General features: G+C 32.6%; 11 protein-coding genes. 4 read left to right on the top strand and 7 right to left on the bottom strand.

Annotated features, from left to right (window positions below):
- Nucleotides 1-244 precede the first annotated feature (244 nt).
- Nucleotides 245-385, top strand: a complete 141-nt coding sequence (locus EP747_RS18410) for a VOC family protein (RefSeq protein ID WP_419179325.1) — start codon at nt 245-247, stop codon at nt 383-385.
- A gap of 157 nt (nt 386-542) precedes the next feature.
- Here EP747_RS18410 and EP747_RS18405 read toward each other — a convergent pair whose 3' ends face one another.
- Nucleotides 543-1,694 carry an SLC13 family permease gene (locus EP747_RS18405; RefSeq protein WP_129691543.1) on the bottom strand — a complete coding sequence of 384 codons (1,152 nt, stop codon included), beginning with the start codon at nt 1,692-1,694 and terminating at the stop codon, nt 543-545.
- Nucleotides 1,695-2,073: 379 nt separating this feature from the next.
- Nucleotides 2,074-3,483 carry a SpoVR family protein gene (locus tag EP747_RS18400; protein WP_129691542.1) on the bottom strand — a complete coding sequence of 470 codons (1,410 nt, stop codon included), beginning with the start codon at nt 3,481-3,483 and terminating at the stop codon, nt 2,074-2,076.
- A gap of 389 nt (nt 3,484-3,872) precedes the next feature.
- Between EP747_RS18400 and EP747_RS18395 the strand changes: the two genes are divergently transcribed.
- Together EP747_RS18395 and EP747_RS18390 are read left to right on the top strand one after the other, a co-directional pair.
- A complete protein-coding gene (locus EP747_RS18395) occupies nt 3,873-4,376 on the top strand; it encodes a hypothetical protein (RefSeq protein WP_129691541.1) in 504 nt (167 codons plus the stop codon).
- Nucleotides 4,377-4,872: 496 nt separating this feature from the next.
- Nucleotides 4,873-6,300, top strand: coding sequence for an Ig-like domain-containing protein (locus EP747_RS18390; protein WP_129691540.1), 1,428 nt, complete (start codon nt 4,873-4,875; stop codon nt 6,298-6,300).
- Nucleotides 6,301-6,411: 111 nt separating this feature from the next.
- On the opposite strand, the gene EP747_RS18385 is transcribed toward EP747_RS18390, so the two are convergent.
- From EP747_RS18385 to EP747_RS18375, 3 genes are all read right to left on the bottom strand, one after another.
- A complete protein-coding gene (locus EP747_RS18385; protein WP_129691539.1) occupies nt 6,412-7,746 on the bottom strand; it encodes a (Fe-S)-binding protein in 1,335 nt (444 codons plus the stop codon).
- The gene (glcD, locus tag EP747_RS18380; protein WP_129691538.1) at nt 7,743-9,155 is read right to left on the bottom strand and encodes a glycolate oxidase subunit GlcD; all 1,413 of its coding nucleotides are present in this window, start codon (nt 9,153-9,155) and stop codon (nt 7,743-7,745) included. The genes EP747_RS18385 and glcD overlap by 4 nt, the downstream gene beginning before the upstream one ends.
- An 86-nt stretch (nt 9,156-9,241) precedes the next feature.
- Nucleotides 9,242-10,360, bottom strand: coding sequence for a CdaR family transcriptional regulator (locus tag EP747_RS18375; protein ID WP_129691537.1), 1,119 nt, complete (start codon nt 10,358-10,360; stop codon nt 9,242-9,244).
- Between the two features lie 246 nt (nt 10,361-10,606).
- On the opposite strand from EP747_RS18375, the gene truA reads away from it, so the two are divergent.
- Nucleotides 10,607-11,350, top strand: a complete 744-nt coding sequence (gene truA / locus EP747_RS18370; protein ID WP_129691536.1) for a tRNA pseudouridine(38-40) synthase TruA — start codon at nt 10,607-10,609, stop codon at nt 11,348-11,350.
- Nucleotides 11,351-11,397: 47 nt separating this feature from the next.
- Here truA and EP747_RS18365 read toward each other — a convergent pair whose 3' ends face one another.
- Together EP747_RS18365 and EP747_RS18360 are read right to left on the bottom strand one after the other, a co-directional pair.
- A complete protein-coding gene (locus EP747_RS18365) occupies nt 11,398-12,630 on the bottom strand; it encodes an MFS transporter (RefSeq protein ID WP_129691535.1) in 1,233 nt (410 codons plus the stop codon).
- 178 nt (nt 12,631-12,808) lie between these two features.
- On the bottom strand, nt 12,809-13,999 hold the full coding sequence (locus tag EP747_RS18360) for a MalY/PatB family protein (protein ID WP_129691534.1): 1,191 nt from the start codon (nt 13,997-13,999) through the stop codon (nt 12,809-12,811).
- Nucleotides 14,000-14,014: the final 15 nt, after the last annotated feature.

Genomic DNA, 14,014 nt, shown 5'->3' with positions numbered 1-14,014 from the left:
CCTTTCCTCAACTTCGTATATAGAATGAAGATATTCTTGGAATACAATTCGATGGGAGAAATACAGACTCTTCCTAAGTAAATTTCCACTACCCTCACCAAGAGTACTTTGGCAGCTCTTTTTTTGTGCTAACTGGCAGGATAGTTGAACAAGAATATTTTCTGTTTTAAGCGAATTATAATTTCAAACAAACCTTACACGAATACAGGTATTGAAAGTAACAGGAACATAGGAGGTATGAGATATGAAAATCAATAAAATAGATCATGTAAGTATAAACGTAAATGATCTTTCAGAGGCTAAAGCGTTTTTTCTTGATTTAGGACTTGAAGTGCAAGCGGAATGGGAAATGGATGGAGAACAGTTGGACAGAATAGTTGGGTAGCCATAATAAAATCCCCCTATAGTAGACTACCTATCCATTTTACTGGATGGGTTTCAAACTGTGTCTACTATAAGGGGATAATACCAGTATTAAAATTTGAGAAATTGGGTTTTTTATATAGGTAGGACCCAAAGTTATTTAAACCTATTACTTTGTATTAAAAGAAATTTTGATATTTCATCGTAAAATAATAAACAAGAGTTAAAAGAGCTAAAATCGAAAAGTTATAAAAGCTAAACCTTATAAGGTACATTTTACTTTTTTGTGGATCTCGCTTAATAAAAAGTTTAAATGAAATTACACTTGCGAGGGAAGCAACAATCGTACCAAGTCCACCTAAATTCACACCTACTAATAAAGGCTGCCAATTCACGGAGAATTTTGATAAAAAGATCGCAGCTGGTACATTGCTTATCAGTTGGCTTAAAATTATGGAACTGAAAAAGATTGATGTGGGACTTTTGAGATTTTCGCTGGCAAATGTGTGTACTACCTTTAATTCCGATATGTTTCCTATAAATATAAAAAAACATATAAAAGTAATAAGCAATAAATAATCAATTTTCTTCAATAATTTTATATCAAGTATACATGCGGTTCCCAATGCGATGATGAACGCAAGTTTGTAGCTTAAAACCCCTAGTATGGATACAGATATGATGCCAAATAGTATTCCCCATACTGTTGCCTTTTTTTTATTTTTTATAGGAATATGCGGAAGTTCCATTTCCAATGTTTTACTAGTCAATCTTTGATTAAGAAAGTATAACAGAACAATTCCTAGAACCACTAATAGAAGAATTGTTGTAAAAAATTGTATAGGCCTTATTCCGTAGTTAGTAAATATGAAAAGATTTTGAGGATTTCCCATTGGAGTTAGGCTGCTTCCGATGTTAGCCGCAATTGTCTCTAGTATAATAGTATCTAACATAGAAGTTTGTATAATCTTACTAATTATAAGTGTTAATGGTACAAATGTTATTAATGCCACATCATTCGTTACAAGCATGGAACTAAAAAAGCATAATAAAATTAGGGTTGCTGAAACACTTTTACTATTTTGACATTTACTCAGTATAGCAATGGCGAACTTATCCAATAGTTTAAGATCTTCTAGAGCCTTAACTACGAGCATAAGATTAAATAAACTGACTAATACTTTAAAATTTATATATTCTAGTTTTGGTGGATGGAATAAACAGCTTACTATTGCTAAAAAGAGTGATATGGTAAGTACAATGTCTTTTTTTAAAATTCCAAATTTCAATTTCACTTTTTTTTCGTTTTCCACATAAATATATTCTTTCATCAATCCCCCTCCAGTACAATCTATTCTACTACACACCCCTATTTCTTGCATTTGAAACCTCATTGCACTTAAAAAATACCATCATTTCCATTAAATTACAGAAAAAATGGCGTTTTTTCGTTATGGAGGTAATGATTTGTTTTGACTTGATGGGCATGGCGATACCCCTTATTCAACTAAAGCATGCATTAGTGAACAAGGAATTAATAAATACCTTTATAAATTTAAAATCATTAACTAAAGTATGATTCATATTACTTATCAAAGTTTATTCAAAATTGGAACGCCATATCACATTGCTAACATGATCTAGTCGATGTACTATGCAGTAAACAACGTTTAAGAATTAGCTAAAATAAAAAAACGCCTAAACAGGCGTTTACAAATTTTTACGATTTACATTAATTCCATCATAACTAAATAATACAGCTTTTCCATCCATTCTTGTCTCAATATGAGTCGTTCTTCCCCATAATTGGTATAAATATGGTAAAACTTTCTCTAGATATTTAACGTCTAATTCAATCTCTTCAAATGAATGCTTTAAATACAATTCACCATTTTTTTGATAGTCCCCATCATTTACAGTTATATAAGGATATCCTCCATTCGTACGCATATTTACCAATTGATCACGTACATTCACCCAGCTTTTATCATTAATCTTATATTCTTTTCCTTGTTTTTTAAACAAGTACAAGTCTTTGTTCATCACAAATTCTTTAGATAAATAGTTTCTAATAAAACTAGTATCTGATTCAAGCTCACGTACTTCAAAAATTTTTTCAGTTCCAGAACCGACTTTCACCCCATTTTGTTTCATTTCTTCAGAGGGATTGTTATATCTTTCTTCAATATCCTCAAACATTTTTAGTCCAAAATAGTAAGGGTTTATACTTGTTTTCGAGGGCTGTACTACACTTGCATTTAATTTTGCATATTCAATTGATTCACCTGATGTTAAATCTAACTCTCGCATAATACGTTGATGCCAAAGACTAGCCCATCCTTCATTCATAATTTTTGTTTCGAGCTGTGGCCAAAAATATAACATTTCCTCTCGTAACATTGTTAAAATGTCTCGTTGCCACTCTTCTAATTCGCGACTAAAATGTTGAATAAATAGTAAAAGATCCTTTTCAGGTTGTGGTGGGAATTTCTTTTTTCGAGGTTTTACAGGAGTAATATTTTCATTTTTATTATCCAAGTTCCATAAATCATCATATGGTCCTACTCGAGGAGGAGGGATGATCAGATCATCTTCTAATTGCCACGATAATCTATTTCTTACAATAGAAGGGTCAATATGTTCTTGGATACCTATAACTGCATTCAAAAATTCTTCTACTAACTTTTTTCCATATTTTTGTTCATATTGTTTAATTCTTTCAGCTGTTGCAGCCATGCTTTCGACCATATCTCGATTTGTATTGCTAAATCGCACATTATTTTTAAAGAAATCGCTATGAGCGAGTACATGGGCAACTATCAATTTGTTTTGAATCAGGCTATTGGTATCAAGTAAAAATGCATAACATGGGTTAGAGTTAATCACTAATTCATAAATCTTACTTAATCCTAGATCATACTGCAACTTCATCTTATAGAATTTTTTTCCAAAGCTCCAATGTGAATATCTAGTTGGCATTCCGTACGCACCAAACGTGTAAATAATATCAGATGGGCATATTTCATACCTCATTGGAAAATAATCGAGCCCAAATCCTTTTGCAATTTCAGTAATTTCATCTATTGCATACTCTAATTTACGTAAATTATTTGAGTCCATTATTATTCCCCCTACTATGTGTATTGACAATGTATGATAATTTTTGACGATATATACTATGGAGTTTAAATTAATAATTTCTACATAAAATTTGTAGTTTAAATGAATTTACAAGACAAAACCTCTTTTATGTCGAATTAATCTGTCAAGATTACAGATTTAGAGCATGATCCGAACCCAAAAGAAATACTTTATTTGATTACTAGATGGGGAGAAAAATCTTAATCTTATTCAACATAATGGCAGGATAGTTTAATAAGTATAGTTTGAACTTCTATGAAAAAAAACAAAATTACCCCAATTACAAATGTTGATATGAACTATATAATTAACTTATTAAGTTTAATAAGGCAAAAAAGCATTTCTAACAGGAGTTGAAAACAACAAGAATGAAAGTTTATAAGGCTAAAATCCAATTGATGTTTTTTTTTATAGTAGTTGCTTTAATTTCACTATTTTTAACAATTATGTTCACAGTTAGTTTAAATCGTTTTACTGTTTCAAATTTGTTCTATTGGATAGGATTGATAGCATTTACTATTTTACTATTTTGGTCTTCATACTCTATATTCCTTTCGAGAAAAAGAGGTAAGGGAGTTTATTGGGATGATGAAGGTGTGGTAGTTGATTTTAAAGGTAACAAAATTTTTTGGAATGAAATTGAGAATATTGAAATACATAAAAATGATAATGAATGGTTTACAAAATCAACATTTATACGAGTTTTCATTTATAAAGAAGAGCAAGTTAGATTAAGACATAAACTTCCTTTAAAAAATATTTTTTGGAGATATAGTGGTAGCATAAATTGGATTGAGATTGAAAAACCAAAAGAAATGCACGAAGCACTTATTCAATATTGGATAGAAAAAAATAAACTTAGTTCTATTTAACTTATCCAACTAACGCTGTGCTTTAGTTGAATAAGCATTAAAAAGACTGTTTGGTTAAAACAGTCTTTTTTAGTACGCAAAAATCAACATTTTAGTTTAACAGAGTCTATTTTTAAGAGAGTTGATATGATGATCAGTTGGGTATTCAAAAAAATGAAAGGGTATGTAGGTAAAATATGGTTAACATCAAAAATATAAAGGAGGATTAGAAAAGCTGTTCGGGAAGGCAGAAAAAACGCACATGTTATTGTGATTGATGTAATCCATTCACTAGGGGAGGTGATATATGAAATGAAGTGGTTAGTTACAATCACAACATGTTTTGATCCTAGAAGAGGGTGATTATGTGATCAAATTAAATCGGACTTAAGTACTGTTTGGCGGTCATAAAGTTTTATTAGTTTAAGGTGAAATTTATATTGCGTTTGGGGAATTATTGAAGGATACTAATAAGGGGTTCACTATAACGAACGAAACACAAAGGGGAAAGAATATTATGATGAAAAAGGGAATTTTATCTTTAGCAACTTTAGGTTTATTAGCTTCACCATTATCTTTCACAACTGCTCATGCAGAAGAGAACAGTTATGATATATTAAAGAAAACTAGCGAGAATCAAATAGAAAAGCAGCTTCCGGCAGTTTCAAATGATTTTCATACTTTTAATCACCCTGATATTACAGCAAAAGTAAATCGTTTTAATCAAAAGAAATCTATTAATCTATCTGGCCAAAAGCAATCTATAAATACTTCAAGCTATAGTACAACAGAAGAAGACGATACTTTATATGAATATGAATCTAATGATGATTTCGATTTGGCAGACGAATTACCATTTGGGCCACTTATGATAGGTCAACTACTTCCGTATGGCGATATAGACTTTTATGAAGTAAACGTACCTACAGATGGAAAAGTGTTGTTATCTGGAGCTACTAATTCAGATGCTATTGACTTACTTTTCCTTCTTGTTCAAAAAGATTTTGCAAACGATCCTAGTAAGGTAACATTTTTAGGTTCAGAATATGATGAAGAGACAGGATGGGAAGATCAGGAGTATCAAGTAAAAGCAGGTACATATTATGTAGGTGTCACTGATAATGATTACGATGATTATGATGACAATACGGAAAATGATATTTATGGTATCTTTGCGTTATTTGAAGATAATGTAGCACCAAATAAACCGTCAATAAACAAAGTTGATAACAATGATTTAGTTATTACTGGAAAGGCGGAGGCTAATTCTACTGTAACAGTTAAAAACGGTAGTACAGTAGTAGGATCTGTAAAAGCAACATCTACTGGAACTTATTCAGTTAAAATCACTAAAGCACTACAAGCTGGAGTAACTTTAAGTGTTTACGCTAAAGATGCAGCTGGTAATACTAGTGCAGCGGCTACAACAAAAGTTGTAGATGTAATCGCTCCTTCTAAACCAATAGTCAACAGAGTTGATAACAACGATAAGGTCGTAACTGGAAAAGCAGAAGCAAATTCTACAGTTACTGTTAAGAAAGGAACAACAACATTAGGAACTGTAAAAGCGTCATCAACTGGAACGTACTCAGTGACAATCGCTGTTCAAAGTGCTGGCTCAACGTTAACTGTAACGGCTAAGGATGCTGCAGGAAATACGAGTGCTGGTACAAATGTAGTGGTTGTGGATGTAATTCCACCAGCTAAACCGACAATCAATCGTGTAGACGACAATGATTTAAAAGTAACTGGAAAAGCTGAAAAAGGTTCAGTAGTAACGGTTAAGAAAGGTACTACGGTTTTAGGATCTGCAACAACTAACTCTAGTGGAGTTTATTCAGTTAGTATCAAAGCACAGAAAAAAGGTACAGTCATTTCTGTCACTGCAAAAGATAAAGCAGGAAATAAAAGTGCTGCTGCAACATATACAGTTGTAAGACATTAATAGTTACATGGGAGCCAAGGATTTATTCCTTGGCCTTTTAATTGTATAAAAATTGACGCATAATAGGGCAATAAAAAACACAAGGATTATATTCCTTGTGTTTTTTTAGAATTAGTTTGCTTTATATTCAGCAGCTTTTAAAAGTAAATCAACTATGTGTACAACTTCCACTTGTTCTGATTGATTCTCTCGATCTACACCTAGCTTCATTTGTAATAAGCATCCAGGGTTAGCAGTTACTATTGTAGTAGCTTTTGTTTTTGTTGCTTGCTTCATCTTGTAATCTAGTATTTGCATCGACATTTCGGATTCGACGATATTATATATACCAGCTGAGCCGCAGCAACGATCTGCATCTTTCATTTCGTGATAGTGTACATTTTGAATTGCCTTCAATAATGTTCTTGGAGCAGAAGCGGTTTTCATAACATTTCTTAAATGGCATGAATCCTGATACGTAATAATTTGTTCTGGTAAACTTAATTTTACATTATTATGAAATTCAACTTCTATTAGAATTTCTGAAATATCTTTTAGTTTATTTTTAAACGAAAGAGCTCGATCTTTCCAATTTGGATCGTCTTTAAGAAGATGATCATAGTCAATTAGGAAACCACCACAGCCACCAGCATTTGTAATTATATAATCGACTCCGAGATTTTCGAAGGCCTCGATGTTTTTCTTTGCCATATCTTTTGCAATCGACTTTTCACCACTATGACCATGTAATGCACCACAACACGCCTGGTCTTTTGGAATGACAATTTCACAACCAGCTAATTGTAAAAGCTTCATCGTTGCATTGTTTGTTTCTAAGAACATTGTATCCATTAAACATCCAGAGAAAAAAGCAACCTTCTTTACTTTTTCTTTTAATGGTGGTAAATAATCAGGTCGTGACTTCATTTGTTTCATAGTCGGAACCTTTGGTAAAACCTTTTCCATTGCAGATAAATTGTTTGGGATTAGCTTCATAATTCCAGCTTTTCTTGCTACGACTTGAAGGCCTGTTCGTTGATATAAACCTAATAAACCAACTGCAAGTCTCATACGTTTTTGATGCGGGAAAAGTTCTTTAAATAAAACTTTACGAACTGCTCGTGCAGGAAGTGAATGTTTTTTGTGTTGAGCAATAATATCTCTAGCTTCTTCTAGTAAATGACCATATTTCACACCAGAAGGGCAAACAGGCTCACATGCGCGACAACCAAGACAAAGCTCTAGTGTACGTTCCACATCTTCATCAGGTTCAATTAATCCATCCGTTACAGCTTTCATTAAAGCGATGCGTCCACGTGGTGAGTGCGATTCTTTTTGACCGGATTCAATATAAGTTGGACAGCTAGGTAAACAAAAACCGCATCTCATACAGTTTAAAAGCTCATCTTCGTTCATACGCTCTTTAAATTGTTGACCGATAGCTTGTTGTTCTTGAAGTGTTGTCATTTTGACACCACCATTCTTTTACGACTGTCTTTTGCAAAGACTTTACCTGGATTCATAATATGATTCGGATCTAAAGCTGATTTGACAGCGAGCATTGCGTTAATGCCTTCTTTACCAAGCTTTAATTCAAGGTAAGGAGCTTTTACGATTCCAACACCGTGTTCACCTGTAATCGTACCACCTAGTTCAATTGCTTTTTCAAATATCTCTGCAAATGCCATTTCAACTCGTTCCATTTCTTCATGATCACGAGCATCGGTAGGACAGGTAGGGTGTAGATTTCCATCTCCTGCATGACCGAATGTACAAATTTTTACATTATGTTTTTCAGCAATTACATTAATTGCTGAGACCATTTCAGCAATTTTAGAACGTGGAACAGTTGCATCCTCTAAAATTGTTGTTGGTCTTAATTGTGCAAGAGCAGAAAGAGCAGAGCGTCGAGCCGTACGTAATGCTACTGCTTCTTCTTCAGACTTAGCTACGCTAACTGAAATACATTTTTCTTGCTGGCAAATTGATTTTATTAATTCGATATCTCTGTTTACAACTTCGCTAGGACCATCTTGTTCAATTAATAAGACAGCTTTTACATCGGTCGGTAGCCCAATCTGTGCAAAGTTTTCAACAACTTCTAGAGTAGGTTGATCCATAAATTCAAGGGAAGTAGGAATAATTTTATTAGCGATAATTTTAGAAACGGTTTTGGCTGCATCTTCCAAGCTATCATATAATGCAAGCATCGTTTTTTTCGTTTCTGGCATTGGAATAAGCTTTAATGTAGCCTCGGTAATAATACCTAAAGTTCCTTCAGAACCAACAAATAAACGAGTAAAATCATATCCTGCAACATCTTTTGCTAGCTTTCCACCAGTTCGAATAATGTCTCCGTTTGCTAATACGATTTCAAGAGCAATGACGTAATCACGTGTTACACCATATTTTAATCCACGTAAGCCACCTGAATTTTCATTAATATTTCCGCCAATTGTAGAAATTTTCATTGAGCTTGGATCTGGCGGATAAAATAAACCTTTTTCTTCGATTGTATTAATCATATCAAGAGTCACTACACCTGGTTGAACTGTAATTGTTAAGTTTTCTTCATCTATCTCAAGAATATTGTTTAAGTGTCTAAATAAGATAACGATACCACCATCTGTTGGACAAGTACCACCACATAAATTCGTTCCAGAGCCCCTAGGAACAATTGGAATATGGTGTTCGTTACAGATTTTAACAATTTCGGATACTTCTTTAGTAGAACGAGGACTAATGACTGCATCCGGAAGAGATTGCAAATTCGGTGTAGCATCGTAAGAATATACGAGTCTCTCCACTTTTGAATCATCATAATTTTCTTTACCAACAATTGCTATAAAACTTTGTGCAATGTCATTTGTAATCATAAATAAATTCCCCCCATTATCTTAATTCAAGTATAAAGAGTTAATAGATGAATTTACTATAGAAGAACATACAGAAAAAACACCATTTATCGGTGTTTTTTTGTAGAATCATCTAGTAGGTATGTTCCGATATACAATTTAAGTAAATCTTGGATGTCTTTAGGATTCAATTTCGTTAATTCAGTAATTTTACCTAGGCGATACAGAAGTGTGTTTATATGAATATGTAAAGATTGTGCGGTATTTTTAAGAGATTGATTTTGATTTAAATACTCATTAATTGTAATAAATAAATCCTCTTCACTTAAAATAGGAGCAATCGTCCGTTCTATAAATGTTTTCTTAATCTCTTGTGAAAGTTCCTGCAGAATTAAATCAATTGTTAAATCTTCATCAAAAATAATTGAACTTGTTTTTAATGCAACTTTTAATGCACGAGCTGCTTGATGATATGATTTATGTAATTGTTTTGGAGTGATTTGTTGCCCAACGCCTGCAGCAATGGGAAAGTTTAATCGACTTTTTATGATCTCATATAAATCATGCATTCTTTGTAGTTTATGAATATCCTTATTCGTATCATCAATTTTTATCAAAAATACAATTCGATTATTGCCCCAACGAACAAATATGTCATCTTTATTTCGATTCGCTAGATCAATTATTAGTTGTCTTGTATCGATTGGGACCATATTGGTATTTTCCCATTCAAAAATAATAACCTGCCTAATATAATTTAAATCAATATTTAGCATAGTAGAACGTTCATAAAAATAATCATCCCACTCAATCTCTTGAATCCAATCAAATACAAATGCTTCTAACGTTCTTTGTTGCAAATCAATTTGATCTGTATAATAGTTTTCTCTAATTAATAATTCTGTCATCCTACGAAGCATTTCTCCAAAAGGGGAAATTTGCTCGGGATTTCCTGTAATTCCAATTACTCCGACTATTTCATTTTGAAAATAAATAGGAAGGTTAATTCCAGCTTTCACACCATTTAACCGATTTTCATCTTCAGATGTGATCGTGAACGTTTTTCTTTCATTAATTGCAATTAATGAGCCTTCATGAAATGTACCAGTTCGTGCTGGGTCTGTACTTGCTATAATGATGCCACCTGTATTAATAATAATGATATCCTCTTGTATTAACTTTCTAACTTCATTAATGATCTTTAATGCCAACTCATCAAGTACCATGTCAAACTCCCTCAAAATTGTTACTATTAGTATAATGTAAAATGTCTCATTTCTACTATATAGTCTTAAAGTAGTTTGTGAAAAAGTGAAAAAAGTTATGAACTTAGAGCCAATAGGCTAAAAATAGGATATGTGATAAAAAAGTGGTAAAGTGTTAAGAGCAGGAAGTACAAAAGATCAGTACTTTAAAATCTTAACGTAAAAGGCAAAGTAGTACATACTTAGAGTTAGATAAAGGAGCAAGAGATGAACAATTATAAATTAGTCATTCAATATGATGGGGGCCGTTATAAAGGCTGGCAAAGACTTGGTAATGGTGAAAATACAATTCAAGGTAAAATCGAGAATGTAATATCAGAAATGGTAGGAAGAGAAATTGAAATTATTGGAAGTAGTCGAACTGATGCAGGTGTACACGCATTTGAACAGATTGCTAATTTTAAAATGAAAGAGAACATGCCTGAAATAGAAATTAAAAGTTATTTAAATCGTTATTTACCTAGAGATATTAGTATAAAGGAAGTTTCGATTGAATCTGACCGTTTCCATTCAAGATATAATACTAGTGCAAAAACGTATATATATAAAATTTGGAATGAGGAATATACGAATCCATTTATGCGCAAATATAGTATGCATGTAGAAGAGAAATTAGATCTTAAAAAAATGAAGGCTGCAGCCAAGTACTTTTTAGGTGAGCATGATTTTACAGCATTCTCAAATGCCAAATCTAAAAAGAAGTCGATGGTACGAGAAATCTACTCGATTGATTTTGAAATGATAGACGGATTTATTCAAATTAGAATAAGCGGAAATGGTTTCCTATACAATATGGTAAGAAAAATCGTAGGAACACTAATTGAAGTTGGAACAGGAAGATTACAAGCTGAAAATATATCGAAAATAATTGAATTAAAGGATCGTGCTCAAGTGAGTAATCTTGCTGATCCTGGTGGGTTATACTTGGAGAAAATAGAATTTAAGTCATAATTTTATAATAAAAAAGCATTGGAATTTATCGATTCCAATGTTTTTTTTTACTTTTGTTCGTTATCATTTTTCTTGTTATCTACTACCAAACAATCTCTTTCTTTAAATAAAATCATAAGGAAAAAACCAATTATCATTAAAATTAGCATGAAAAAAACTGAATGATTCCACGTTGACTGATTGCCTTTAATTAGTTGCATCGCCCCAATTACAATTACGGCACCTAAATTTCCTGCCATTAAAAGTAGTCCTGTTGCTTCACCGGAAACTTTTTCACCAACTAGCTCTTCAGTAGCCGACAATAATAAAGCAAAGGCCGGTAAAAATATGAATCCAAGGATACTACCTATTACAATTAGAAAATCAAAGTTCCCTGAAGTACAAACAGGATAAATTAATAGAAGAGAGCCGATTATAGTGATTAATAAGAAGGGCTTTCTTTTAGCAATTTTATCTGAAAAATGGGGGATAACGATTGATCCAATAATACCGCCGACTATTAAAGTGCCTCCTATAATTCCGGATTGTTCTGATGAAATTCCGTACGGTTTTAAGATTTGTTCAAGCCAGGATGTTAGTCCATTAAAGACTCCTAAACCTAGAAAGGAAACAATGTTTAGTAGTAAAAGATTCTTGTTTTTCAATAATTTAAATGTAGTACTAAAACTTCCTGAAGTACTGGAATTTCGGTTGAAATCTGAATTATGGTGACCGATGAAGTAAAAGACGAGTGTTGCAAGAATTGTTAAAATGGCCATGATGACTAATGTTGGTTGGAATCCAAAAAGATTTACAAGAAGTGGAGTCCCTGCTAAGGCGACTGCCATACCGATGAACATACCGACTGTGCCAACACCAGTGGCTGTTGCTTGTTTATTTTTAGGAAACCAGTCTGCTACTAAACTTGATATTGCATTTAAAATATAAGGTTGGCCAATCGCAACTCCTATTTGACCAATTAGTAAAAATGAGAAGCTTGAATCAAAAATTCTAATAGTAGAAAAAACGGACATGAAAATACCACCCAGTAAAATACTAAATCGATATCCAGCTCGATCAATTACTTTACCTGAATGAATCGAAAATACGATATAAATTAATGGAAATACAATTAATAACCAATTAATATCTGACTCTGAAACTTCGTAATGTGATTTTAAATATGAAATTAGAGGTGCAAAATTTAACCAAAGCATTTGGCTAATTCCTGCAAGTACAGCAAATGACAGTAAGACATACCAGTTCGATGAGAATGGCTTAATAACTTTAATGGCCGTCATTCTAACACTTCCCCAAATTATATTCTATAAAAAACGATTTAATAGAATATATGTTACTTCTCAAATTAATAACTACATGTTTACAAAATGGAATAAGTAATTTTCAACTATTTTCTTCAAATGAAAACCTCTAAAAGTAGTTTTCTGGTCTTCTACTTTTAGAGGTTTATTAAATTAACTAGTTTTTACTTTCTAAGTAATCTATTGCTTTTTTTAGACGATTTAATCCATCAATAAGCTTAGTTTTGGGACATCCAATATTCATGCGGATAAATCCTTTTCCAGCCTCACCATATGTCTCTCCGGGCATGATGGCTACTTTTGCGTGATGAACAAGTGCATGTTGTAATTGCTCACTAGAAAAAGGTAGCCCTGAAATATCAATCCATGCTAGGTAAGTTGATTCTGGCAATGTAAATTTAAGTTTTGGAAGATGATTGTTAAGATAATTTTTTACTGTTTTTAAATTATCATGAGTATATTCGACTAATTCATCAACCCAGTTCTCACAGGTTTTGTAGGCTTCGATTGTCGCTAATGTCCCAAAAATGCTTGCAGATGAAAGGCCATCTCGATTTTTTAAAGATAGAAGAAATTCTTTATTGATTATTTCATTAGGTAAAATTAGATATGATCCACCTAGCCCAGGAGTGTTAAACGTTTTACTTGCAGAAGTACAAATACATACATTCTCCAAATTGATGCTAGTGTTTATTATCGGAGTATGGAAATTAGGTTCATATACGATATCCATATGAATTTCATCAGAAATGATAAATACATTATGTTTATTACATAAACCTACAATCCTTTCCAATTCATGCTTTGTCCACACACGTCCTGAAGGGTTATGCGGACTACATAGTAGAAAGACCTTGGCTCGCACGTGAGATATTTTTTGTTCTAAATCATCAAAATCGATTCGATATTTACCATCTTCATAGATTAATTGATTGTCAGAAATGAAACGATTGTTATCTTGAATGACTTTAAAGAACGCATCATACGCCGGAGTTTGGATAACAACATGATCACCTTCATTCGTCAAGTATTCGATTAGTTTCGAAATTGAATAAATGACACTTGGACTATAAAAAATCCAATTTTCTTTTATTTCACAGGAGAATCTTTTACTAAACCAATCTATAATTGATTCTTTAAATTCAGCATGATTCCATCGCGTATAGCCAAATATACCGTGTTTCATTCGCTTTTCTAACACATGTATTATTTCATCTGGACTTTGAAAGTCAGTATCTGAAATCGAGAATGGTAGTAAATCTGGCACTCCAAATCGATCTTCAATATAGTCCCACTGTGTACAATAAGTACCGGTTCGATCAACTATCTGATCAAATTTGTATTTCATTTCGTACAACCCCAA

This window comes from Gottfriedia acidiceleris (assembly GCF_004138285.1).
Taxonomy (GTDB): domain Bacteria; phylum Bacillota; class Bacilli; order Bacillales; family Bacillaceae_G; genus Gottfriedia; species Gottfriedia acidiceleris_A.
This window is presented reverse-complemented; position numbering and strand designations above follow the sequence as displayed.